Here is a 22,617-nt window from a genome sequence, read left to right on the forward strand (position 1 = left end):
CTTTCACGGATCCGGCCGACCAACTGCCCCGGTTGGTCATTTCGCCGGCTCCGGCCGCTGCCACCAGCTCTCCGGGAGCGCTCCCGTCAAAGCTGTCCTCTTGGGCCGTTCTATCCGATTCCACCGAGCGATCCATTCCTCGGCGGCATTGAGCACTGGAATAGCGTAGAACCCCGCCATCAGGGTACGGTCCAATGCGCGAACGGTCGAGATAAATTCCTGCCTGTCGCGGGCCCGCAACAGCGCGGCGATCATGGCGTCGATCGCCGGGTCCTTGGCGCCCATGTAGTTCCGCGTTCCGGTCCGGTCGGCCGCCTCGCTGCCCCAGTAGAAGGCCTGCTCATTGCCTGGAGACAGCGACTGGTCCCAGCGGTTCTGGATCATGTCGAACTCGAAGGAGAGGCGACGCTGGTCGAACTGCACGGGATCAACGACCCTGATCGCCGCATTGATGCCGGCCCGCTTGAGGCTCCCCGCATAGGCCAGCGCGATGCGCTCCTGGTCGCGCGTCGTGACCAGAATCTCGAACGCCAGCGACGCGTGCGTCGTCCGGTGTCGCAACACCGTGCCGTCGAGGCCGTAGCCGGCCTCGGCAAGCAGATCGAGCGCGGCCTTGAGCGCAATGCGATCGCGCCCGGAGCCATCGGTGATCGGAAGACGATAGCTGCCGTCCATGATGTCGGCAGGGATCTGCGCGGCAAATGGCTTGAGCAGCTCACGCTCCGCCGCATCGGCGGCGCGGCCATAGGCCGACAGCTCGGAGCCGGCGAAATAACCGCCGCTGCGGCGGTACAGGCCGAAGAAGTAGTTGCGGTTGATCCATTCGAAATCGAACAGCAAGGTCAGCGCCTGGCGCACCTTGATGTCGGCGAACACCGGGCGACGGGTGTTGAACACCAGGAACTGCGACGGCTGCGGCATGCCCGAGGTGAAGCTGTCGCGGATGACCTCGCCACTGCGCGCCACGGGGAAGTCGTAGCCGTCGTGCCAGCGCAGCGGCTCGGTCTCGACGCGGAAGTCGTAGAGCCCGCGCTTGAAGGCCTCGAACTGGCCGTTGGACTCGCGGTAATAATCCAGCCTGACCTCGTCGAAGTTCCACAATCCGCGGTTGATGGGGAGGTCGCGCCCCCAATAATCGGGATTGCGGGTGAGGGTGACGCTCGCGCCCGGCCGCACCGCGGTGACACGATAGGGGCCGGAGCCGAGCGGGGCGAAAAGCGTGGTGTCCTCGAAGGTCGCGACGTCAGTGGCGTGCTTCGGGAGGATCGGCATTAGGCCGAGAATGAGCGGCAGCTCGCGATCCTCAGCGCCGCCGAAATCGAACCGGATGGTGAGGGGATCGAGCACCTCGGCCGTGGCGACCTTGCCGTAGAACTGCCGGTGGTTGGGCCGGCCGTGATCGCGCAGCAGCGCGAAGGAGAAGGCGACGTCCTCGGCCTGGACCGGATGACCATCGGCGAAGCGGGCGCGGGGATCCAGGCGGAAGGTGACATAGGTTCGCCGGTCGTCGGTCTCGACGCTGCGGGCCAGCAGGCCATACAGCGTGAAAGCCTCATCATTGCCGCGCGCGAGCAGGCTTTCCACGACATAGCCGCGGATTTGCTGCACTGCCACGCCGCGCACGATGAACGGATTGAGGCTATCGAAGGTGCCGAGCAGTCCCCATACGATGCGGCCGCCCTTGGGCGCCTGCGGATTCACGTAAGGCATGTGGTCGAAGTCCGCAGGCAGGGCGGGACTGCCGTGCATCGCGATTGCCGCAGTTTCGGCAGCAATTGCACCCGGAGTGTAGATCGGCTGCAACAGCGCCGGGATCGCGAAGCCCCATCCCGCCACCACGCGCAACATGCGCTGCAGCATCAGCATCGGGGCGCAAGCATTTGATTCGGAACAGGCCACGAAGGGCTTTTACCACAGGCTCGCCCGCGCTAGACCGCGGCCCGGACACGGTCCCGCGGCATTGATTCTTCCGCGCACCGCGTTATGAAAGCGGGCGATTGAGTTACGGCGGCAACGCCTGTCACTTAACCGCCTCATTTCCTGAGGAGACAGCCGCTTCGACGGCTTGGTGTGGCGCCTTTGGCGGTCTCGGGCGCTGCCGTTCAGAAAGGGTTTTCCGCAATGAATTTCCGTGACTTGGCCTCGTCGGTTGGGCCGCGTGGGCGGCTCGTCGCCCTGCTGGCGGTCACCGCGCTGGCCGTTTCCTTTGCTTCGGAGGCGCAGGCGCAGGCTCAGCCGCCCGCAGCGCCGAAGGCAAAGGCTCCGGCTGCTGCCCCCAAAGCTCCCGCTCCCGCCGCACCTGCGGCTGGCGCTCCTCCGGCCGCCGGCCAGCAGGCCCAGGCCCAGCCGGCAGAGATGCCGCAGCTGATCTACGCGCCCTGGACCAAGTTCTGCCTCAAGGGCCAGGATGCCAACGCCAAGCAGGTCTGCTTCATCGGCAAGGACGGACGCATCGAGTCCGGTCAGCCGGTGGTTGCCGCCGTGATCATCGAGCCCGAAGGCGAGCCGAAGAAGATCCTGCGCGTGACCTTGCCGCTCGGCATGCAGCTGCAGCCCGGCACCCGCATTGTCGTCGACAGCAACCAGGCGCTGCAGAGCCCTTACGTGATCTGCTTCCAGAACGGCTGCATGTCCGACTATGAAGCGACCCCGGACTTCCTTGCCAGCCTGAAGAAGGGCCAGAACCTCTACGTGCAGGCGATCAACTCGAACGGCACGGCGCTGACCCTGCCGCTGCCGCTGCAGGAAGGCGCCAGCAGCTTCGCGAAGGCGTATGACGGCCCGCCGACCGATCCGAAGGAGTTCGAGAAGACCCAGCAAAAGCTGCAGGAAGAGCTGCAGAAGCGCGCCGAGGAGCAGCGCAAGAAGCTGGAGCAGACGCAAGGCGGCCAACCGCAGGCGAAGCAGTAAGGCCTGTCTGGTCTCGCGACAAAAGCAAAAGGCGCTCCGGTCGGAGCGCCTTTTTTGTTGGATCGGCAGACACGTCAAAAGGGGTCGGCTGGAGCGAGCGAAGGTGAGGGCGCGTCGCTGTGGGCCGCCCTCAGTTCAGTAGCGGATTGCGCGGACGATAGCCGCCGGACTTGTCCTTGATGAAGATCTCGGCAACCTGGGAGTGCCGGATCGGCTCGCCAGACTCGTCGGGCACGAGGTTCTGTTCCGAGACATAGGCGACGTATTCGGAATCCGCGTTCTCGGCCAGCAAATGATAGAACGGCTGGTCCTTGTGCGGCCGAACCTCTTCAGGGATCGAGAGCCACCATTCCTCGGTGTTATTGAACTCAGGGTCGATGTCGAAGATCACGCCCCGGAACGAGAACACCCGATGCCGGACGATCTGGCCGATCTGAAACTTGGCTGTTCGCGCTTTGATCATCAGAGTCGAATAGACCAGGATTGAGGCCGATGCTAGTGCCCGAGGGGCGGATTTCATCTAGACAGTGCCGAATCGCGCGGTGCCGCGCGCTCCCGCAGCCCGGCCCGCAACGGGTCATTCACAAGCACCCATGCTCGACATTCTCAATCTGGCCTTGCCGTATTTCGGCGTCGTTTTCATAGGGTTCGCCTGCGGTAAATGGAAGAAGCTGCCCGAGGCCGGGCTGGCCTGGATGAACTTCTTCCTGCTCTACGTGTCGCTGCCGGCCTTGATGTTCAATCTCATCGCCCGCACGCCTTTTGCCGAGCTGAGCAACCCTCCCTTCCTGGTTGCAACGACGCTCGCGACGATGCTGACGTTCACGCTCGCGCTCATGCTCGGCAAGGTGATCGGCCGGCTGTCGCTGCGCGAGGCGACGATGGCGGGGCTTGCGGGCGGCTATGGCAATATCGGCTATATGGGCCCGGGGCTCGCTCTGTCCGTGCTCGGCGCCAAGGCGGCAGCGCCGACCGCGCTGATCTTCTGCTGCGACAGCATCTTCCTGTTCTCGATCGTTCCATTGCTGGTGGAGTTGACCGAGCGCGATCATGCATCGCTGGCGCATGCGCTGCGCACGGTGCTGCGGCAGATCCTGCGTAATCCGCTCATCATGGCCACCGCCGCCGGCATCGTTGCGGCAGCGTTGCAGTTCCATCCGCCGACCGTGCTCGATCGCACCTTGCAGTTCCTGCAGAATGCCGCGGCGCCGACGGCGCTGTTCGCGCTGGGCGTGACGGTCGCGCTGCGGCCGTTCGAGCGGCTGCCGTGGGAGGTGCCGGTGCTCACGGTGGTGAAGCTCGTGATCCATCCGCTGATCTCCTTCGGCCTGATGCTGCTGTTCGGACCGTTCGCGCAGCCATGGGCTGCCACCGCGGTGCTGATGGCGGCGTTGCCGCCCGCGCTCAATGTGTTCGTGATCGCGCGCCAGCACGACAGCTGGATCGAGCCCGCGTCATCGGCGGTGCTGATCGGCACCTTTGCCTCGGTGGTGACGCTGACCAGCGTGATGTGGCTGATCCAGAGCGGCCGGCTGGTGTTCCCGTGAGATCGGCTCAGGCTTGCATCAACCCGCCTTGCGGGACGTCTGCCAGGACGGCGACAGGCCTTCGCGCATCGCCAGCCGCCTGAGCGGGCCAATGCCGCCGATCAGATGCATGCCGACAGCGCGCAACGATTGCATCGGCAGGAGATCGCTGAGCAGCGAGCGGTTGGCGAGGTCGATGACGAAGGTGCGGCTCAGGATGTCGGCCCGGCGGGCCGCGCCGTAGCGGGCGATGATCTGGGGCGCGCCGAGATCCTCGCCGGCCGCCTTGGCCTTGCGAACGAGATCGGCCACGTCGATGCCGTCGCGCAGGCCGAGGTTCAGTCCCTGCGCGCCGATCGGCGGCACGACATGGGCGGCCTCGCCGATCAGCACGATGCGGTTCTGCGCGTAAGCTTGCGGCCGCTCGATCGCGAGCGGGAACACGTGACGGCCCGGCTCGACATGCACACGGCCAAAGATCGAGTGCGACTGCCGCTCGGCGGCCGCCGACAGGGCTTCATCATCGAGTGCATAAAGACGCTCGGCTTCCTTGGGCGCAGCGACCCAGACGACGCTGCAGCGGTCGCCCGGCAGCGGCACGAACACGCACGGGCCGTGCGGAGTGTGGAATTCCGTCGAGACGTTGTGGTGCGGCCGCGCGTGGGTGATGTTGAAGGTGAGCGCGGATTGCTGCAGCGTGCGACGGCTGACGCCGATCCCCGCCGCCTCGCGGCACAGCGAATGCCGGCCATCGGCGCCGACGACGAGTTGCGCGGTCAGCACGCGGCCTGATCCGGTGGTGACGGTCACCACCTCTGCATCGCTGTGAACACTCTCGGCGTCTTCGGCAATCCGCGTCAGCACGGCGATCTCGCCGGCGCGCCGTTCCAGCGCCTCGACCAGAACTGCATTGGCGATGTTGTAGCCGAACACCTCGAGCCCGATCTCGTCGGCGACGAAGCGCACCTCGGGCGCCCGGATCAGCCGGCCGGTGTCGTCAACCAGCCGCATCGTCTTCAAGCCCGCGGCGCGATCGCGGCACGACGACCACACCCCGATCTCGTCGAGGAAATCGACGGAGCCGCCGAGCAGGGCGGTGGTGCGGTTGTCGGCATAGGGCGCCTGCCGGGCGACCAGAGCCGTCCGGGCGCCGGTCTGCGCAAGCGCAATGGCGGCCGCGAGCCCTGCCGGGCCGCCGCCGACGACGATGACATCGAAGTGGGTGCCTTCGAGGCGGGTGTCTGCGTGGGTCATGCCGGAACATTTGACGTTCCCGCCGGCATTTTCAAGAGTGATCCGCGCGCCTGCGCGGCGCATCGCCGCAAGCGACGATATGCAATTCGCTCCGATTCCTGATAGCAGTGAGCCAGAATGGATCAGTTGAAACCAGAGAGCGTGGTAGCAGCCACGCCGACGCATCGCGCCGCGGCGTTCTCGGTGCACGTCTTCACCGCGCTCGGCGCGGGCGTGGCTCTGCTGGCGATGCTGGAGGCCGTGCGCGAGCATTGGACGGCGATGTTCTGGTGGCTCGGCGTGGCGCTGATCATCGACGGGATCGACGGACCGCTGGCGCGCTGGCTCGACGTCATCCATGTGCAGCCCGACTGGTCCGGCGACGTGCTCGATCTCGTCGTCGACTTCACGACCTATGTATTCGTGCCGGCCTATGCGATCACCGCGAGCGGGATGCTGCTGCCGCTGGCCGCGCCGGTGATCGGCGTCGGCATCGCGGTGACCGGCGCGCTGTATTTCGCCGATCGGCGTATGAAGAGCGACGACAATCATTTCCGGGGCTTTCCAGGCCTGTGGAATATCGCGGCGTTCTATCTGTTCCTGCTGCGGCCGACGCCGCTGCTCGCCACGCTTGGGCTGGCGCTGCTGATTGCGCTCACCTTCGTGCCGTTTCACGTCATCCATCCCGTGCGCGTGAAACGGCTGCGCTGGCTGACGCTGCCGCTCGTGGTGCTCTGGGGCGTGCTCGTGATCCACGCGCTCAGCCAGAATTTTGCAGCCGGGCCGATCGTGACCTCGCTTCTGTGCGCGATCGGCCTCTACATCGTCGCGAGTGACTCCGCGATCCGCCTGTTGAGATCCTTGAAAGCATGATCGACCTTCTGACCAGTCCCGAAGCCTGGGCCGCGTTGCTGACGCTGACCGCGCTCGAAATCGTCCTCGGCATTGACAACGTGATCTTCCTGTCGGTGATCACGGCGCGCATCCCCGAGCCGCAATCGACGCGCGCCCGGCAGGTCGGTCTCGCCCTGGCGCTGATCTTCCGCATCATGCTGCTGAGCGTGCTGGTCTGGCTGATCGGGCTGACCCAGCCGGTGTTCTCGATCGGCAAGCTCGGCTTCTCCTGGCGCGACATCATCCTGATCGGCGGCGGTCTGTTCCTGATCGCCAAGGCGACGCATGAGATTCATGCCGAGGTCGAGGCGCGCGAGGGCGAGGGACCGCAGGCCGGCGGTCGCAGCAGCTTCTTCTGGGTGATCGCGCAGATCATCGTCATCGACCTGGTGTTCTCGCTGGACTCGATCATCACAGCCATCGGCATGGCGCAGGATCTGGAGATCATGATCGCCGCCGTGATCATCGCGGTGATCATCATGTACGTCTCGTCCGGACCGGTGGCGCGTTTCGTGGCCAATCATCCGACCACCAAGATGCTGGCGCTCGCCTTCCTGGTGCTGATCGGCGTCGCGCTGGTTGCCGATGGCTTCGAGTTCCACATCCCGCGCGGCTACATCTACTTCGCAATCGCCTTCGCGCTTGCGGTCGAGGCCTTCAACGTGATGGCCTCGCGCAATCGCCGAAAGCGCGCCGGCTGACGCCCGAGTTGACAAGCCCGCCATGATCGCCTTCGCTTTCGAAGCGGCGTGCGATGCGGCGGTCAGACGAGCCGGAGCTCGGACGAGAATCAGGTAATTGTCTGGGACTGTTGGATCGGGTTCTCAACTCCGGCCATGAGAGTTCTGCAGGGAGGGTGGCCACATGGCCAAGGCGGTGCGCGTGCACAAGGTGGGAGGCCCCGAGGCGCTGGTCTATGAGCCGGTCGATCTTGCCGCCCCTGGCCCCGGCGAGGTCCGCATCCGCCAGCACGCGATCGGGCTGAACTTCATCGACGTGTATTTTCGCACCGGGCTGTACAAAGCGCCCGGCCTGCCGTTCATCGCCGGCAACGAGGCCGCCGGCGAGGTGGTCGCGGTCGGCCCCGGCGTGACGCATTTCCATCCCGGCGACCGCGTGGCCTATTACGAGACCCTCGGCGGCTACGCCACCGAGCGCAACATCGGCTGGCAGCGCCTGGTCAAGCTGCCCGACCAAATCACCTACGAGCAGGGCGCGGTGCTGATGCTCAAGGGATTGACCGTGTGGTACCTCTTGCACAAGACCTTCAAGGTCGAGCCGCATCATCGCGTGCTGATCCATGCCGCCGCCGGCGGCATCGGCCTGCTCGCCTGCCAATGGGCTCGCGCGCTCGGCGCGCATGTCATCGGCACCGTCGGCTCGAAAGCCAAGGCGGATCTCGCGCTCGCCAATGGCTGTGATCACGTCATCCTCTACAACGAGGAGGACTTCGTCGCCCGCGTGAAGCAGATCAGCCGTGGAGAAGGCTGCGATGTCGTCTACGACGGTGTCGGCAAGTCGACCTTCCCGGGCTCATTGTCCTGCCTCAGGCCGCGCGGCCTGTTCGTCAGCTTCGGCAATGCCTCGGGCCCGGTGCCCCCATTCTCGATCGCCGAGCTGAACAGCCACGGCTCGTTGTTCGCAACCCGGCCGAAGCTCAACGACTACATCGGCAAGCGCTCGGAGCTGCTGGAGGGCGCCGACACGCTGTTCTCGGCCGTCATCAGCGGCAAGCTGCACGTGCCGATCAATCACGCTTACGCGCTGAAGGATGCGGGCCGGGCACACGCCGATCTGGAGAGCCGCGCGACCACGGGGGCGTCGATCCTCAAGCCGTGACGCGTGCTAACTCTGGTTCCCGGTGATCGCTGCGCCATCCGCGGCACAGCTCCACAGCATCGCATTCGGCTGGCCCGTCGCAGGCGTTTCGATCCGAGCGGGCGCCAGACTGTCCTTGCCGGCAAGCCAGGCGCGTTCGCGCTCGGGAGCCTCAAAGGCCAGTGCGAGACCCTGGTTGAGCTCGTAGAGGTGAGCTGCAAGACCAGCTTCGGCGAGGGCCGACCTCAACGCATCCTGGATCAATCCACGCAGGGCGACGTGAGGCGCCGAGATCGGAACCTCCACGTCGCGTCCAGCCATCGCCTGGGCGCAGGCGCGCCGGTCGAATGAGGCGTGGCCACGGCAGGCCAGCGGTCGCGCAGGATGGATGATGCAGCCGCCGCGCACCACGAAGGGGCAGGGCTGGCGCAGCTTCATGCGCTCGGTCTCGCTCAAGCCCCGCGTCGCGCGGTTGGCGAGCTTCACCCGGCGCGACAGCAGGCCGAGGGCCGTCGCCGGCATCCGCTCATCGATATGGCGGATGTAGCGGGCGAGCAGAAAGATCTCCGGCGCTGTCGCAGTGACTCGCAGCGCGCAGCAGGAAGGACAGCCCTTTTCGCATGCGAGCGCTGGCAGATGTGCCGTCTGCGCGCCGATATTGGCCTCGAACAGATTGAACGCTTGATCGGCCAGTGCTTCGACGGCGATCCCTGATCCCGGGCAATTGGAGAGAAGGGCACGAAAGCCCTGCTGCAAATCTCCGAACACCGATTGCGCCACTGCCGTTCTCCCATGCGGCCGAAGACATCACGGTCGACCGCGGCGGACCCGGCCCACCGCGGTCGACAGGGGACGCGACAGAGAGGACGCTCACTGCCTCGTCCAAACGGAGTTCGATGTCAGGCGGCAACGTCCTTCAGGATCGCCTCGAAGCAGGGGCGGGGAATGCGGAAGAAGCCGCGGCCGCCGGCAAAGGTCTGATAGTGCGGACGCGCGACGTCGAGCAGCCGCTCATACCATTGGTTGGCGGTGAGGCCGGCGGGCTTCTCGCCGATCATGTTGATATCCGAGTTCGGGAAGAAGCGGACGTGGATCAACACCTCTTCTGTCGCGGCAGCCGGGGGCGATGTGGCTGCGCGTGTCCTCGACGGGCAGAACCCGAGCCAGATTGTCTCTCGCCATACTTGCATCTCCTTCTTGCGTGCCGACCTCGTTGTCGGCGGAATGATCATCAGCTTGGTCCCGGCAAGCCTCGCTCCTGACGAGCTGATCACATCCCGTACGACGCTGTATCCCGAGAGATACAAAGTCATGCATCGGATCGCAGGTGTTTGGCCCCGCCAAGATCGTTTTTCCGGAGGCAGACTGTCTTTGATTTAGGTCAACCGAAGCAGCGCCTGCACGTCGTGTTTGTTGCCTGATCCGTAGGCACAGAGCGGACTCCGGAGACGCAGGCCCCCCACGTAGGAGCCTGCGCCTCGATGCCACGATCGATCAGGCCACGCAGCGCGCGGCGCCGGCTTTGGTCAGAATGCCATCGAGCGTGTCGATCATGGCTGCGATCTCCTCGCGCGTCACGTTGAGCGCAGGCATGAAGCGCAGCGCATCCGGCCGCGGCGCGTTCAGGAGCAGGCCGAGCTCGAACGCGTGAGCGACGATCGACGGCGCGATCGGCCTGACCATATCGAGCGCCAGCAACAGGCCGCGGCCGCGGACCTCGCCAAGGCCATGCCGCGCCGAGAGGCGTTGTAGCTCGCTTTCGAGATAAAGGCCGTTGTCGGCGACCGCCTTGAGAAACTCCGGCTTCTCGATCACGTCGAGCATGGCGAGCCCCGCCGCGCACATCAGCGGATTGCCGTTGAACGTGCCGCCTTGGTCGCCATGCTCGAAGCAAGACGCGTCGTCCGTCGCGAGCAGGGCGCCGAGCGGCACGCCGCCGCCGATGCCCTTGCCCAGCGTCATAATGTCCGGGAGGACGTCGGCATGCTCATAGCCGAACAGCTTGCCGGTCCGTCCCATGCCGGTCTGGATCTCGTCGACGATCAGCAGCAGCCCATGCTGCGTCGTGAGCGTCTGCAATTGCTGCAGGAACTTGTCCGTCGCGGGCCAGACGCCGGCCTCACCCTGGATCGGCTCCAGCATGATTGCCACCGTCTTGTCGGAGATCAGCGCTTCGACCGAGGCAATGTCGTTCAGGCGCGCCTTGGGAAAGCCGGGCACCTTCGGCTCGAACAGCGGCTCGAACGCCTTCTTGCCGGACGCCGACATCGTCGCCAGCGTGCGGCCGTGGAAGCCGCCCTCGAAGGTGATGATCTCATAGGCGCCGTTCTTGCGCAGCGCGCCGTATTTGCGCGCCAGCTTGATCGCGCCCTCATTAGCTTCCGCACCGGAGCTGGTGAAGAACACCTGATCGAAGCAGGATCGCTCGGTGAGCGCCTTGGCCAATTGGAGGCTCGTGTCGTTGAAATAGGCCGGGCTCGGCGTGATCAGCCGCGTCGCCTGATCGGCGAGCGCCTTCGCGAGCTCGGACGGGGCATGGCCGAGCGCGTTCACCGCCCAGCCCTGGATGAAATCCAGATAGCGCTTGCCGCTGTCGTCCCACAGCCAGGAGCCTTTGCCCTGCACGAAGACGGCGCGCGGACGCGCCGTGATCTCCATCAGGGCGTCGTATGGATGCGGGGCGGTCAGCATGTGCAGTCTCCTGTGTTCGAGGGGCGAAAACGACGGGCCGAAAAGCGAGAAGGCCGCTCCTTGCGGGAGCGGCCTTCTCGAAAACCTGGAGCTGATGAGTTGGACTGATCAGCAACGTCTTCGGACACGGCGCGCCCCGGCATCGTCACGGCGGTGACGACGGCAAACGGCGGCGCGGCGGTTGGTCCGGTTGAAGATCATGCGGCGGGCCATACAGGCAGATCGCGAGACCTGTCAAGAGCGGTCGTGACGGTCGAAACTGAGGTCCGGCCGGAATCTCCCCGTGAAAGCGCCCGGCGCAGAACTGTTTAGTTCAAATTTTACCAAACGTTTAGCGGCAACATTTACCGTGCCGGCGAGCTTCAAATTGCAAGCGCTCAGGACGAGCGATGTCGAATCCGCATTTTACGATCGCCGACGAGGTCCAGGAGGCGATTGCCACCGGCTCGGCCGAGCGCTGCTCCGGCGTCGCCGAGCGCGTGGCATCGCTGTTCATTGCGTCGGCCCGCAGCCTGGATGTCGAGCAATATGCCCTGTTCGCCGACGTCTTCGAGCGCCTCGTCAACACGATCGAGCTGCGCGCGCTGGCCGATGTCGGCGCCCGGATCGCACTCGCCGAGCTGAGCGCCCAGCTGGCGCCGATCCCGCAAACGCCGGTGACCGTGATCCGCCGTCTTGCCAATCACGACGACATCGCCGTCGCCGGCCCGGTGCTCTCGGAGTCGCCGCGGCTGAGCACCGAGGATCTGATCGAGATCGCGACGACGAGGGGCGAGCAGCACCTGATCGCGATCGCCGGTCGCTGGTGGCTGCAGGAGGTCGTGACCGATGCGCTGCTGGTCCGCCGCTTCCCGAGCGTCAGCCGCAAGCTGATGAAAAATCCCGGCGCCCGGATCTCGGCGGCGGGCTTTTCGATCATCCTGTCTCAGGCCCTCGGCGATCCCGAATTGGCCATTGCGACCGGCATTCGTGCCGACCTGCCGTCGCCGCTGCGCCGCACGCTGCTACAGGGCGCGACCGAGACAGTCAAAGCCAGGCTGCTCGCCTCGGCGCCACCCCATCTCTACGAGGAAATCCGTAGCGCCATTGCAGCGGCGACGGCGGATGCGGAGCGGGGCATGTCGCGGTCGCGCGACTTCGGCGGCGCCAAGGCCTCCGTCGCGCAGCTCAAGCAGACCGGCAAGCTCAACGAGGCCATGCTGCTCGATTTCGCCCGCCAGCGTCGCTACGCCGAAACCATCGCGGCCATCGCGGAGCTTGCGAAGTGCAGCATCGAGCTGGTGCGGCCGCTGATGCAGAGCCTGCGCAGCGACGGCATTCTCATCCCCTGCAAGGTCGCCGGGCTGAGCTGGAGCACGGTCGCCGCGATCCTCGACAGCCGCTTCGTCTCAGGCGCGACGAAGCCGGACGAGTTGATCAAGCTCAAGACCAAATATCTCGAGCTGACACCGGACGACGCCGGACGGCTGCTGAAACTCTGGAACGTTCGAGCCGGATCTTCCGCAATCGCGAACTGATCCGCGTCCTCGTCAGAACCCGGCCACCGAGCCGTGCAGATCATATTCGTCGGCCCGCTCGATCTTGGCGGTGACGATCTCACCGACCCGAAGCGGCCGCCGGCTGGAGACATAGACGGCGCCGTCGATCTCCGGCGCGTCGGCCTTGGAGCGTCCCTTGGCGACGGTCGGCCCAACCTCGTCGATGATGACCTGCTGCCGCGTACCGACCTTGCGCTTCAGCCGCCGCGCGGAGATCTTCTGCTGGCGCGCCATCAGGGCGTTCCAGCGTTCCTGCTTGACCTCGTCCGGCACCTGGCCGGGCAGGGCGTTAGAGGTCGCACCGGCCACCGGCTCGTATTTGAAGCAGCCCAGCCGATCGATCTCGGCCTCATCCAGCCAGTCGAGCAGGTAGGCGAAGTCCTCGTCGGTCTCGCCGGGGAAGCCGACGATGAAGGTCGAGCGCAGCGCCAGATCCGGGCACACCGCGCGCCAGCCCTTGATGCGGTCGAGCGTCTTGTCCTGCGCCGCAGGCCGCCGCATCGCCTTGAGCACGTTCGGGCTCGCATGCTGGAACGGGATGTCCAGGTAAGGCAGCACCTTGCCCTCGGCCATCAGGCCGATGACCTCGTCGACATGCGGGTAGGGGTAGACGTAGTGCAACCGCACCCAGGCGCCGAGATCGCCGAGCTCGCGGGCCAGATCGAGGAAGCGTGCCCGGACGCTGCGATCCTTCCACGGACTCTCCGCGTATTTGATGTCCAGCCCGTAGGCGGACGTATCCTGGGAGATGACCAGGAGCTCCTTGACACCGGCGGCGACCAGCCGTTCGGCCTCGCGCAGCACATCGGCCGCCGGCCGGGACACCAGATCGCCACGCAGCTTCGGGATGATGCAGAAGGTGCAGCGGTTGTTGCAGCCTTCGGAAATTTTCAAATAGGCGTAGTGGCGCGGGGTCAGCTTGATTCCCTGCGGAGGAACCAGGTCGAGATGCGGATTGTGCACCGGCGGCGAGGCGCGGTGAACGGCGTCCAGAACGCTCTCATATTGCTGCGGACCGGTGATCGACAGCACGCCGGGATAGGCCTGCTCGATCTGCTCCGGCTCGGCGCCCATGCAGCCGGTGACGATAACCTTGCCGTTCTCGGCCATGGCCGAGCCGATCGCCGACAGCGATTCCTGCTTGGCGCTGTCCAGGAAGCCGCAGGTGTTGACGATGACCAAGTCGGCGCCGTCATGCTTGCGGGCGAGCTCGTAGCCTTCGGCCCGCAGCCGCGTGATGATGCGCTCGGAATCAACCAGCGCCTTGGGGCACCCGAGCGAAACGAAGCTGATCTTGGGCGCGGAACCCTGCTGCATCTTGGAACTGCCTGATGGGATACGCGTCAGCTAGTCCGAATTACTCAGAAAGACAAGGCTTTGAGCCGGTCGCGTCCATGCTATGGATGACAGCCCGGACAACTGGTGAACGATGAGCGCCGAGCAGTCGCCAAAAATCGTGATCGTCGACGAAAGCCCGATCCGCGCCGCCATCCTGGAGGAGGGCCTGCGGGAGGCGGGTTTTACCGGCGTGGTGCATGTCAGCGAGATGCAGGGCCTGCTGGCGCGGATCTATGCCCTGGACCCGGATGTCATCGTCATCGACCTGGAGAACCCGAGCCGCGACGTGCTGGAGCAGATGTTCCAGGTCAGCCGCGCCGTGCGCCGGCCGATCGCGATGTTCGTCGACCAGAGCGATGCCGCGTCGATCCAGGCCTCGGTGGAGGCGGGGGTCTCCGCCTACATCGTCGACGGCCTGAAGAAGGAGCGGATCAAGCCGATCCTCGATCTCTGCATCTCCCGCTTCAATGCCTTCTCCAAGCTGCAGGACGAGCTGGAGCGCACCAAATCGGCGCTCGAGGACCGCAAGGTGATCGACCGCGCCAAGGGCATTCTGATGAAGATGAAGGGCTTCACCGAGGAGGAGGCCTACGTTCTGCTGCGCTCCACGGCGATGCGCGAGAAGAAGAAGATCGGCGAGATCGCGCAGTCGATCCTGACCGCCTCGGAGATGCTGAAATGACCGGCTCGCTTCGCATTGGCTTCATTCCGCTGGTCGATGCCGCGGCGCTGATCGTCGCGGTCGACAAGGGGTTTACCGCCGCCGAGGGGCTCGACGTCACCTTGGTGCGCGAGGTCTCCTGGTCGAACGTCCGCGACAAGCTCAACATCGGCCTGTTCGACGCCGCGCATCTGCTGGCGCCGGTGGCGATCGCCTCCAGCCTCGGCATCGGCCATGTGAAGGTCCCGATCGTGGCGCCGTTCAGTCTCGGCGTGAACGGCAATGCGATCACGGTGACGCCGGCGCTGCATGCCGAGCTGATGGCGCATCTGGACGGCGACCGGTTCGATCCGATGGCGACCGCGCTGGCGTTGTCGCGGGTCGTGGCGGCCCGCCGCAAGGCCGGCGCCGAGCCGCTGACCTTCGGCATGACCTTCCCATTCTCGACCCACAACTACCAGCTCCGGTTCTGGATGGCCGCGGGCGGCGTCGATCCCGACGAGGATGTTCGCCTGGTGGTGCTGCCGCCGCCCTATATGGTGGACAGCATCGCCAATGGCCTCGTCGACGCCTTTTGCGTCGGCGCGCCCTGGAATTCGATCGCGGTCGATCTCGGCATCGGCCACATCCTTCATTTCGTCTCGGACGTCCTGGTACGGGCCGCCGAGAAGGTGCTGGCCGTCCGACAGAGCTGGGCCGACAAGAACCCCGACACATTGGCTGCCTTGGTCAAGGCTTGCGCCCGCGCTGCCGATTTCATCGAGCAGAATCACGACGACGCGGCGCGCATCTTGGCGCAGCCCGAACGCATCGGCGTCGATGCCGAGGTGCTCAAGCGCACATTGGACGGCCGGCTGAAGATCTCACCGGACGGCACCTTCCGCGAGAGCCCCCGCTACCTGCTGGTGGGGCGCGAGGGGGCGGCTCGTCCAGAAAAGATTCAGGCGGCCTGGCTTTATGCGCAGATGGTCCGCTGGGGGCAGACGCCGCTCAGCCGTGATGCGCTGAGCACGGCGATGGGCGTGTTCCGGCCTGATATCTACGACGCCGCACTGGGCACCCGCGGTCGGGCCGAGGATGCCGCGATTGGCGCGTTCGCCGGCCCGCCGTTCGCGGCCGACGACGTTTTGGGCCACCTGAAGGCCTTCAAGATCGGCCGCTGGACGGCCTGATCGGTCGTCCGAATAGAATTCGGGCATCTCGCGCCGCCGATCAAAATTTGGGCGAAGTGCTCGCATTTCGAGACTTGAGGCTGTCACCGGGGCTTCGCCGATTCTTTAAGCCCTTTGAACTCGCTCGTCTTTCCTCAACTCCGCGGCTGGCACGCAACTTGAATGTTGCAGTGCAGTCAGCCGCCACAGATGCCGCTGGCTGCAATCCGTGTCGGATTTCCGCAGCAACGAAGCTGGTCGGAGCGCTCTCCTGAAAGATGCCAACGCTGGCGGTTCGGGCGACGCGATCCTCATCCCATCCCCGAACGCCACTCGCCCTGGCCGCTGGAGCTTCGTCCGCCATCATGAAAATCGAACAATTGTCTGTCGACTTCAACGACGAGCAGAAGCGCTACCTCGAGGGGCTGGCGGCTGGCCTCAAGGTGTCTCTCGCTGGCCGTGGCGCAGCTAGCACGACGACAGCGGCAACTGAGCCGACCGGCCCGGACGCCATCCACATCAAGGCGCAGGACAAGGTGATTGCGGCGGGGCGCAAGCTCGCCGACCAGGAGAAGATCAAGCGCGAGCTGCATCCGTTCGATGCCTATGAGCGCTTGAAGGAGCAGGCCCGCAGCAATGCCGCGCCGTCGGCGGCCGACAATTTCCGCTGGCGCTATCACGGCCTGTTTCATGTGGCCCCGGCGCAGGACTCCTACATGTGCCGGCTGCGCATTCCCAACGGCATCATGAAGCATCGGCAGCTCGCGGGGCTTGCCGATCTCGCCGACCAGCTTTGCGGCGCTTACAGTCACGTCACGACGCGCGCCAATCTGCAGTTGCGGGAGATCCCGCCCAAGCACGCGGTGATGCTGCTGGAGGGGTTGTCCGATCTCGGCCTCACCGCGCGCGGCTCCGGCGCCGACAACATCCGCAACGTCACGGGCACGCCGACCGCCGGCATCGACCCGCAGGAGCTCTTGGACACGCGGCCTTACGCGCGCGAATGGCACTTCCACATCCTCAACGACCGCTCGCTGTACGGCCTGCCGCGCAAGTTCAACGTCGCCTTCGACGGCGCCGGCCGCATAGCGGCGCTCGAGGACACCAACGACATCGCGTTCTCGGCGGTCGAGGTGAAGGACGGTTTTGGCGTGACGCCGGGCGTGTGGTTCAGGCTCGGCCTCGGCGGCATCACCGGGCACAAGGACTTTGCCAAGCCGACCGGGATCATCGTCGAGCCGGAGCGGGCGACCGAAGTGGCCGATGCGATCGTGCGGCTGTTCATCGAGACTGGCGATCGCACCAATCGGCTCAAGGCGCGGCTGAAGTACGTGCTCGACAGCATGGGCCACGACAAGTTCATGGAGGCCGTCGAGGCGCGGCTCGGCCGCAAGCTCGCACGTGTGCCGGACGAGGCGCTTGCGCCGCGGCCAGAAGCCGATCGCATGGCGCATATCGGCGTGCATCCGCAGAAGCAGCAGGGGCTGAACTGGATCGGGGTGGTGCTGCCGCTCGGCAAGCTGACCACCGATCAAATGCGATCGCTGGCGAAGATCTCGGCTGATCTCGGCGACGGCGAGATCCGGCTGACCGTCTGGCAGAACCTGCTGATCCCCGGAGTGCACGACGACAACGTGGCACGGGCCTGCGCCGCGATCGAGCAGATCGGGCTCTCGACAACAGCCTCGCACGTCCGCGCCGGGCTGATCGCCTGCACCGGCAATGCCGGCTGCAAATTCGCGGCGGCCAACACCAAGAAGCATGCCGCCGAGATCGCCGACTGGTGCGAGAGCAGGGTAAATGTCGACACGCCGCTGAACATCCATCTCACCGGCTGCCACCACTCCTGTGCCCAGCACTACATCAGCGACATCGGCATGATCGCAGCCAAGGTGCCGGTCGGCGACGGCGACGACACCGTCGAGGGCTATCATCTGTTCGCCGGCGGCGGCTTCGGCCCGCAGGCCGATATCGGCCGCGAGGTGTATCGCGACCTCAAGGCCGTTGACGCGCCTGCGACTGTCGAGAAGCTGCTCAAGGCCTATCTCGCCCATCGTGCCTCGCCGGAAGAAACGTTCCTGTCCTTCGCCCGCCGGCATGATGGCGACGCCCTGCGCCAGCTTGCCGAAGCCCAGACCGCGTCCGAGGTGTCAGCATGAACCAGATCACCCCCATGCCGAAGATCGAGATCATCCCTTCGACCGCGCCGTTCTCCGAGGCGCAGCGCTCCTGGCTGAACGGCTTCCTCGCTGGCGCGCTCGGCCTCGACGGTTCGACGCCATTGTCGCCGGCGCAGAACGGAGCTGTGATCGCGCCCGCCGGCGACGCTGACTACGGCGAGGCGCCGTGGCACGACCAGACCATGCCGATCGCCGATCGCATGAAGCTCGCCGAAGGGCGCCCGCTGCGCCGGCGCATGATGGCTGCGATGGCGCAGCAGGATTGCGGGCAGTGCGGCTATAATTGCAGCGATTATTCGGATGCGATCGCCGATCGCAGCGAGGCGCGCCTCAATTTGTGCGTCCCGGGCGGCAAAGAAACCGCGCGGATGCTGAAGGCGCTGTATGAGGAGATCGACAAGGCGCCTGCGGCGGCCAAGCCAGCCGCCGCCGCAACGCCCGCCACCGTCTCGGTCGTCGTCTGCGAGCCCGGCCGCTCGCGCGACAATCCGGTCGAGGCCACGTTCCTGTCGCGCCGTCTGCTCAACAAGCCCGGCTCCGAGAAGGAGACCTGGCACATCGAGTTCGATCTCGCCGAAGCAGGGCTCGACTATGTCGTCGGCGATTCCTTCGGCATCTTCGCCAAGAACGATCTCGGCCTCGTCGATCAGATCATCGCGCTGCTCGGCGCCTCGCACATGACCGAGGTGCACGGCAAGCCGCTGCGGCAGTGCCTGCTCGAGGACGTCTCGCTGTCGCCGGCCCCGGACTCGCTGTTCGAGCTGATCTCCTTCATCACCGGCGGCGCCACCCGCGAGAAGGCGCGGCGGCTGGCGCAGGGGGAGGATCCCGATGGCGATGCGGCGACGCTCGACGTGATGGCTGTGCTGCAGAAGTTCTCCGGCGTGCGGCCGCATCCGGAGGCCTTCGTCGAGGCGCTGGAGCCGCTGCAACCGCGGCTGTACTCGATCTCCTCGTCGCACAACGCCACGCCGGGCAAGCTCTCGCTCACGGTCGACTGCGTCCGCTACGTCGTCGGCAAGCGCAAGCGCCTTGGGCTGGCCTCGACGTTCCTCGCCGAGCGCATCAATCCCGGCGACAAGCTCCGCGTCTACGTCCAGAAGGCGCATGGCTTTGCGCTGCCCGCCGATCCGAAGACGCCGATCATCATGGTCGGCCCGGGCACCGGCATCGCGCCGTTCCGCGCCTTCCTGCATGATCGCAGGGCGACGGGCGCACCGGGCAAGAACTGGCTGTTCTTCGGTCACCAGCGCAGCGACTGCGACTTCTTCTATGCCGACGAGCTCAATGCGATGAAGACCGCCGGCTTGTTGACGCGGCTGTCGCTGGCGTGGTCGCGCGACGGCGACAAGAAATTCTACGTCCAGGACCGCATGCGCGAGGTCGGCCGCGAGGTGTGGACCTGGCTCACCGAGGGCGCGCATGTCTACATCTGCGGCGATGCCAAGCGCATGGCCAAGGACGTCGAGCGGGCGCTGGTCGACATCGTTGCCCAGTTCGGCGCCCGCTCCACCGACGAGGCGGTCAGCTTCGTGGCGGACCTCAAGAAGAAGGGCCGGTTCCAGCTCGACGTCTATTGACGCGTCGGGGCGGGTCGGAACCCGGCGGATAAAAATTCTCGGCCGGAACCCCGGCCGAGAATGTTTTGGTTCCCCGCGGACCCGAAACAGGGGGCTTGTCGTTATTTGCCCGGTTACCTTGCATCGGCCTGTGAGAACGCTTTTCTCATGGCCGGAACTTCAGGAGACCGGCCATGCAGACTGTTACGACGACGCTGCGTCAGATGCCCCAGGCCCGCGCCATGCGCGAGCGGAGCACGACGGCGGCGCTGGTCGCCTTCTACGGGGCGGTGGCCCTGATCGCAGCGATCACGCTGGGCATGCCCTTCACCCATCCGTTCTGATCAGACTCCTTCGGTCACGGCGCCGTCTTGAACGGCGCCACCTTGATGCCGGCCCCGTCGAGCGCCTTGCGCACTTGGCGGGCGATCTCTACCGCACCCGCCGTGTCACCGTGGATGCAGACGGTGTCGGTCCGCATCTTCATCACCTTGCCGGTCACCGAGATAACGGCGCCGTCCTGCACCATGTGCACGACGCGATCGGCAATCTCTTTGGGATCATGCAGCACTGCGCCCGGCTTGCTGCGCGAGACGAGCAGGCCGTTGTCGTCATAGGCGCGATCGGCAAACACCTCGTGCGCCATCGACAGGTTCGCCTTCTCGCCGGCGGTCACCAGCTTCGAGTTGGCGAGCACGACGAAGATCAGGCTGGGATCGACCGCCTTGATCGCCTTGGCGATCGCGTTCGCCGTCATGTCGTCCTCGCAGGCGACGTTGGACAGCGCGCCATGTGCCTTCACATGGGTGACCTTGTGGCCGGCCGCGGTGGCGATCGCCTGCAGCGCGCCGATCTGATAGGCGACGAGGTTCTCGATCTCCGATGATTTCAGTCCCGGCACCGGGCGACGGCCGAAGCCGTGCAGGTCGCGATAGCCGGGATGCGCGCCGACGCTGACGCCCTTGACCTTCGCCATCTCGACCGTCCGACGCATGATGTCGGCGTCACCGGCATGGAAGCCGCAGGCGACGTTCACGGACGTCGCGAGCTCGATCATCGCGGCGTCGTTGCCCATCTCCCACGGGCCAAAGCTTTCTCCGAGGTCGCAGTTCAGGTCGACGGTGCTGGTCATGTCAGGGCTCCGCGCATTGAAGGGTCGGAAGCAGCGTTAGCGGCGATCGGGTTAATCGGGCGTCACTCCGGGCCAGGTGGTGACGTCGGTTGCGCTGATCGCATGGCCGGCCACATTCGCCGTGAACAGCGCATCCACGTTGAACTCACTGCTCGCAAGCTCGCTGACGCGGTCGGGCAGGCTGCGCAGCAGATCCTTGTAGCGGCGCAGCTCGGCCTGCGCCTCGGCCAGGGTGACGGCCTTGAAGCGGAACGGCGTTCCGGCCGGCGTCTGCGCCAAGCGTCCGTAGTCGGCCGTGATGATGGTCGCGATCTTGGGATAGCCGCCGCTGGTGCCGCGGTCCGACATCAGCACGATCGGCGAGCCGTTGCCGGGCACCTGGATGCTGCCCTCGACGGTGCCGTCGGAGACGATGTTGTGGCCGTGCAAGTGACGAATGGCAGGACCTTCGAGGCGGTAGCCCATGCGGTCGCTGGTGGCGGACACCGTCCAGTCGCTGCCGAGGAACAGCGCCTTCATCTCGTCGCTGAACTCATCGTCCTGCGGGCCCATGACCACGCGGATCGCGCCGCTCGTCTTCGGCAGCTCGATCTGCATCTCCGGCGCTTGGCTCGCAGATGCGACCTCGAACTCATCGCCCGACTGCAGCGGCCGAGGGTAGGGGCTGCCCAATCCCGCACGCGCATTGACGGAGAGACTGTTGAACACCGGCTCGCCGGCAATGCCGCCTTCGATCGCGAGATAGCTGAATGAGCCGCCGCGTGCAAAACCGAGCGTGAGCTTCTCGCCCTCGTTCAGCGTCACTGATGTATTCATCTCGACCGGGCGCTTGGCGATGTCAGCGGGGCGCGGCGCGCCAGACAATGCCACGCGCACGGCGCCGTCCTTTGCGGTGAACGCCGCGCCGAACGGACCGATCTCGATCGCCGCCGCCATCAGCGCGTTGCCGACAAGGCTGTTGGCCGCCGCGAGCGACAGCTTGTCCATCGCTCCAGATGGCGTCAGCCCGTAGCGCTGCGCGCCGAAGCGGCCGCCGTCTTGGACGGAGCTCGCCGGACTGATCTGTGAGACGACGAGCGTGCTCATGCCGCGATCCGCTCTGCGATCAGCTCGCCGCCCTCGGCGGCGCGCTCCTGCTCGGCGAACGTCTTCTCGTCGACGGCGGTGAAGCTCACCTCATCACCCGGTTCGAGCAGAAAAGTCGGCGTGCGATGCAGTTGGAAGGTGCGCATCGCGGTGCGCCCGAGCAGGTGCCAACCACAGGGACCAGCGAGGCACTGGATGCCGGTCTGGATGCCGCCGATCGCGATGATGCCGGCCGGCGTCGCCAGCCGCGGATTCTGCCGGCGCGACATCTGCAAGCGTGGATCGAGTCCCGAGAGATAGGACCAACCGGGCGTGAAGCCGATCATCGCGACACGGTAGGTGCCGGCGACGTGGCGCGCGACGACCTCGTCCGGCGTGAGGTTCAGGGCCTTCGCGACATCCTCGAGGTCGATGCCGTTCTCGCCGCCATAGCACACCGGAACCCGCCAACGCCTGATGTCGCTCTCCGGCGCGAGCGAGCCGGCCGACAGCGCGAGCAGCTGACTGCTGAGCGCGGCATGATCGATGACGCCGGGATCATAGTGCACCAGCAGCGAGCGATAGGTCGGCACTGTCTCGGTGATACCCGCGATCCGGGCCGTCGCCAGCGCGTGATCGAGCGCGAGCACGCGCCGGTTCGCGGTCTCGTCGATGGTCCGGCTGAACTCGACGGTGACGGCGCTATCGCCGCTGGGCAGCAGGCGAGGGGGTGGAAAAGGATCGGCCATGAGTCCGAAATGATCCGCGTTCGTGATCCCTGATCTAGCCGGTTTCGATGCTGAGTGGAATTGGGTCAATGGCAAAAAGTCTCGACAATTCAATAAATTAATCGAGCGCCTTGCGATAAGAGAACTTTATCGGGCCGGGCGCAACCCCGCATGCGCTGCGCGCACGCGCATG

The 22,617-nt window shown here is 65.7% G+C and carries 21 protein-coding genes; 11 read left to right on the forward strand and 10 right to left on the reverse strand.

The features are described from left to right. Nucleotides 1–36 precede the first annotated feature (36 nt). On the reverse strand, nt 37–1,860 hold the full coding sequence (locus ACVILH_RS24860; RefSeq protein WP_456717069.1) for an extracellular solute-binding protein: 1,824 nt from the start codon (nt 1,858–1,860) through the stop codon (nt 37–39). 261 nt (nt 1,861–2,121) lie between these two features. On the opposite strand from ACVILH_RS24860, the gene ACVILH_RS24865 reads away from it, so the two are divergent. Continuing rightward, on the forward strand, nt 2,122–2,910 hold the full coding sequence (locus ACVILH_RS24865; RefSeq protein WP_456715237.1) for an invasion associated locus B family protein: 789 nt from the start codon (nt 2,122–2,124) through the stop codon (nt 2,908–2,910). A 130-nt stretch (nt 2,911–3,040) separates the two neighbouring features. Here the strand turns inward: ACVILH_RS24865 and hspQ are convergent, their stop codons facing one another. Further along, the gene (hspQ, locus tag ACVILH_RS24870; RefSeq protein WP_456715238.1) at nt 3,041–3,373 is read right to left on the reverse strand and encodes a heat shock protein HspQ; all 333 of its coding nucleotides are present in this window, start codon (nt 3,371–3,373) and stop codon (nt 3,041–3,043) included. A gap of 130 nt (nt 3,374–3,503) precedes the next feature. On the opposite strand from hspQ, the gene ACVILH_RS24875 reads away from it, so the two are divergent. Then, nucleotides 3,504–4,457: an AEC family transporter gene (locus ACVILH_RS24875; protein WP_456715239.1), complete on the forward strand. Its 954-nt coding sequence runs from the start codon at nt 3,504–3,506 to the stop codon at nt 4,455–4,457. Nucleotides 4,458–4,475: 18 nt separating this feature from the next. Here ACVILH_RS24875 and ACVILH_RS24880 read toward each other — a convergent pair whose 3' ends face one another. Further along, the gene (locus tag ACVILH_RS24880; RefSeq protein WP_456715240.1) at nt 4,476–5,690 is read right to left on the reverse strand and encodes a UbiH/UbiF family hydroxylase; all 1,215 of its coding nucleotides are present in this window, start codon (nt 5,688–5,690) and stop codon (nt 4,476–4,478) included. 117 nt (nt 5,691–5,807) lie between these two features. On the opposite strand from ACVILH_RS24880, the gene pcsA reads away from it, so the two are divergent. The 3 genes from pcsA (at nt 5,808) to ACVILH_RS24895 (ending at nt 8,402) form a co-directional block, all read left to right on the forward strand. Further along, on the forward strand, nt 5,808–6,542 hold the full coding sequence (gene pcsA, locus ACVILH_RS24885; protein ID WP_456715241.1) for a phosphatidylcholine synthase: 735 nt from the start codon (nt 5,808–5,810) through the stop codon (nt 6,540–6,542). Continuing rightward, nucleotides 6,539–7,264, forward strand: a complete 726-nt coding sequence (locus tag ACVILH_RS24890) for a TerC family protein (protein WP_456715242.1) — start codon at nt 6,539–6,541, stop codon at nt 7,262–7,264. The genes pcsA and ACVILH_RS24890 overlap by 4 nt, the downstream gene beginning before the upstream one ends. A 163-nt stretch (nt 7,265–7,427) precedes the next feature. Then, nucleotides 7,428–8,402 carry a quinone oxidoreductase family protein gene (locus tag ACVILH_RS24895; RefSeq protein ID WP_456715243.1) on the forward strand — a complete coding sequence of 325 codons (975 nt, stop codon included), beginning with the start codon at nt 7,428–7,430 and terminating at the stop codon, nt 8,400–8,402. Between the two features lie 6 nt (nt 8,403–8,408). Here ACVILH_RS24895 and ACVILH_RS24900 read toward each other — a convergent pair whose 3' ends face one another. The 3 genes from ACVILH_RS24900 to ACVILH_RS24910 all read right to left on the reverse strand — a co-directional run bounded on the left by ACVILH_RS24900 (nt 8,409) and on the right by ACVILH_RS24910 (nt 11,072). Then, entirely contained in the window at nt 8,409–9,161 is a 753-nt protein-coding gene (locus ACVILH_RS24900) for a YkgJ family cysteine cluster protein (RefSeq protein WP_456715244.1), read from the reverse strand. A 119-nt stretch (nt 9,162–9,280) separates the two neighbouring features. Continuing rightward, on the reverse strand, nt 9,281–9,481 hold the full coding sequence (locus ACVILH_RS24905; protein ID WP_456715245.1) for a hypothetical protein: 201 nt from the start codon (nt 9,479–9,481) through the stop codon (nt 9,281–9,283). Between the two features lie 394 nt (nt 9,482–9,875). Further along, nucleotides 9,876–11,072, reverse strand: coding sequence for an acetylornithine transaminase (locus ACVILH_RS24910; RefSeq protein ID WP_456715246.1), 1,197 nt, complete (start codon nt 11,070–11,072; stop codon nt 9,876–9,878). A gap of 389 nt (nt 11,073–11,461) precedes the next feature. Here ACVILH_RS24910 and ACVILH_RS24915 point away from each other — a divergent pair, with 389 nt between their 5' ends. Then, nucleotides 11,462–12,589 carry a DUF2336 domain-containing protein gene (locus tag ACVILH_RS24915; RefSeq protein ID WP_456715247.1) on the forward strand — a complete coding sequence of 376 codons (1,128 nt, stop codon included), beginning with the start codon at nt 11,462–11,464 and terminating at the stop codon, nt 12,587–12,589. 12 nt (nt 12,590–12,601) lie between these two features. Here ACVILH_RS24915 and rimO read toward each other — a convergent pair whose 3' ends face one another. Then, nucleotides 12,602–13,927 (reverse strand): 30S ribosomal protein S12 methylthiotransferase RimO, encoded by a 1,326-nt coding sequence (gene rimO, locus ACVILH_RS24920; protein ID WP_456715248.1) that lies wholly within the window; start codon nt 13,925–13,927, stop codon nt 12,602–12,604. A 112-nt stretch (nt 13,928–14,039) separates the two neighbouring features. On the opposite strand from rimO, the gene ACVILH_RS24925 reads away from it, so the two are divergent. The 5 genes from ACVILH_RS24925 (at nt 14,040) to ACVILH_RS24945 (ending at nt 19,843) form a co-directional block, all read left to right on the forward strand. Then, a complete protein-coding gene (locus ACVILH_RS24925) occupies nt 14,040–14,630 on the forward strand; it encodes an ANTAR domain-containing response regulator (protein ID WP_008965342.1) in 591 nt (196 codons plus the stop codon). After that, entirely contained in the window at nt 14,627–15,781 is a 1,155-nt protein-coding gene (locus tag ACVILH_RS24930; protein ID WP_456715249.1) for a CmpA/NrtA family ABC transporter substrate-binding protein, read from the forward strand. The genes ACVILH_RS24925 and ACVILH_RS24930 overlap by 4 nt, the downstream gene beginning before the upstream one ends. Before the next feature lie 344 nt (nt 15,782–16,125). Beyond that, nucleotides 16,126–17,919 (forward strand): NirA family protein, encoded by a 1,794-nt coding sequence (locus ACVILH_RS24935; RefSeq protein WP_456715250.1) that lies wholly within the window; start codon nt 16,126–16,128, stop codon nt 17,917–17,919. Further along, nucleotides 17,916–19,520, forward strand: a complete 1,605-nt coding sequence (locus tag ACVILH_RS24940; protein ID WP_456715251.1) for a sulfite reductase subunit alpha — start codon at nt 17,916–17,918, stop codon at nt 19,518–19,520. The genes ACVILH_RS24935 and ACVILH_RS24940 overlap by 4 nt, the downstream gene beginning before the upstream one ends. Nucleotides 19,521–19,693: 173 nt before the next feature. Further along, nucleotides 19,694–19,843, forward strand: coding sequence for a hypothetical protein (locus ACVILH_RS24945; RefSeq protein WP_456715252.1), 150 nt, complete (start codon nt 19,694–19,696; stop codon nt 19,841–19,843). A 14-nt stretch (nt 19,844–19,857) separates the two neighbouring features. Here the strand turns inward: ACVILH_RS24945 and ACVILH_RS24950 are convergent, their stop codons facing one another. From ACVILH_RS24950 to pxpB, 3 genes are read right to left on the reverse strand one after another with little or no spacing between them, the layout of a single operon-like run. Then, nucleotides 19,858–20,631: a LamB/YcsF family protein gene (locus tag ACVILH_RS24950; RefSeq protein ID WP_456715253.1), complete on the reverse strand. Its 774-nt coding sequence runs from the start codon at nt 20,629–20,631 to the stop codon at nt 19,858–19,860. A 51-nt stretch (nt 20,632–20,682) separates the two neighbouring features. Beyond that, a complete protein-coding gene (locus ACVILH_RS24955; RefSeq protein ID WP_456715254.1) occupies nt 20,683–21,717 on the reverse strand; it encodes a 5-oxoprolinase subunit C family protein in 1,035 nt (344 codons plus the stop codon). After that, entirely contained in the window at nt 21,714–22,445 is a 732-nt protein-coding gene (pxpB, locus tag ACVILH_RS24960; protein ID WP_456715255.1) for a 5-oxoprolinase subunit PxpB, read from the reverse strand. Before pxpB ends, ACVILH_RS24955 begins: the two co-directional genes overlap by 4 nt. Between the last annotated feature and the right edge of the window lie 172 nt (nt 22,446–22,617).

The sequence above is a fragment of the Bradyrhizobium sp. USDA 4353 genome (assembly GCF_054063215.1).

Bases quoted from the DNA above. Each gene is read 5' to 3' on its own strand.
- ACVILH_RS24860 (WP_456717069.1), bottom strand. From the start codon at position 1,860: ATGCTGCAGCGCATGTTGCGCGTGGTGGCGGGATGGGGCTTCGCGATC.
- ACVILH_RS24945 (WP_456715252.1), top strand. From the start codon at position 19,694: ATGCAGACTGTTACGACGACGCTGCGTCAGATGCCCCAGGCCCGCGCC.
- rimO (WP_456715248.1), bottom strand. From the start codon at position 13,927: ATGCAGCAGGGTTCCGCGCCCAAGATCAGCTTCGTTTCGCTCGGGTGC.
- ACVILH_RS24935 (WP_456715250.1), top strand. From the start codon at position 16,126: ATGAAAATCGAACAATTGTCTGTCGACTTCAACGACGAGCAGAAGCGC.
- ACVILH_RS24925 (WP_008965342.1), top strand. From the start codon at position 14,040: ATGAGCGCCGAGCAGTCGCCAAAAATCGTGATCGTCGACGAAAGCCCG.
- ACVILH_RS24880 (WP_456715240.1), bottom strand. From the start codon at position 5,690: ATGACCCACGCAGACACCCGCCTCGAAGGCACCCACTTCGATGTCATC.
- ACVILH_RS24895 (WP_456715243.1), top strand. From the start codon at position 7,428: ATGGCCAAGGCGGTGCGCGTGCACAAGGTGGGAGGCCCCGAGGCGCTG.
- hspQ (WP_456715238.1), bottom strand. From the start codon at position 3,373: ATGATCAAAGCGCGAACAGCCAAGTTTCAGATCGGCCAGATCGTCCGG.
- ACVILH_RS24865 (WP_456715237.1), top strand. From the start codon at position 2,122: ATGAATTTCCGTGACTTGGCCTCGTCGGTTGGGCCGCGTGGGCGGCTC.
- ACVILH_RS24890 (WP_456715242.1), top strand. From the start codon at position 6,539: ATGATCGACCTTCTGACCAGTCCCGAAGCCTGGGCCGCGTTGCTGACG.
- ACVILH_RS24910 (WP_456715246.1), bottom strand. From the start codon at position 11,072: ATGCTGACCGCCCCGCATCCATACGACGCCCTGATGGAGATCACGGCG.
- ACVILH_RS24875 (WP_456715239.1), top strand. From the start codon at position 3,504: ATGCTCGACATTCTCAATCTGGCCTTGCCGTATTTCGGCGTCGTTTTC.
- ACVILH_RS24940 (WP_456715251.1), top strand. From the start codon at position 17,916: ATGAACCAGATCACCCCCATGCCGAAGATCGAGATCATCCCTTCGACC.
- ACVILH_RS24930 (WP_456715249.1), top strand. From the start codon at position 14,627: ATGACCGGCTCGCTTCGCATTGGCTTCATTCCGCTGGTCGATGCCGCG.
- ACVILH_RS24955 (WP_456715254.1), bottom strand. From the start codon at position 21,717: ATGAGCACGCTCGTCGTCTCACAGATCAGTCCGGCGAGCTCCGTCCAA.
- pcsA (WP_456715241.1), top strand. From the start codon at position 5,808: ATGGATCAGTTGAAACCAGAGAGCGTGGTAGCAGCCACGCCGACGCAT.
- pxpB (WP_456715255.1), bottom strand. From the start codon at position 22,445: ATGGCCGATCCTTTTCCACCCCCTCGCCTGCTGCCCAGCGGCGATAGC.
- ACVILH_RS24950 (WP_456715253.1), bottom strand. From the start codon at position 20,631: ATGACCAGCACCGTCGACCTGAACTGCGACCTCGGAGAAAGCTTTGGC.
- ACVILH_RS24915 (WP_456715247.1), top strand. From the start codon at position 11,462: ATGTCGAATCCGCATTTTACGATCGCCGACGAGGTCCAGGAGGCGATT.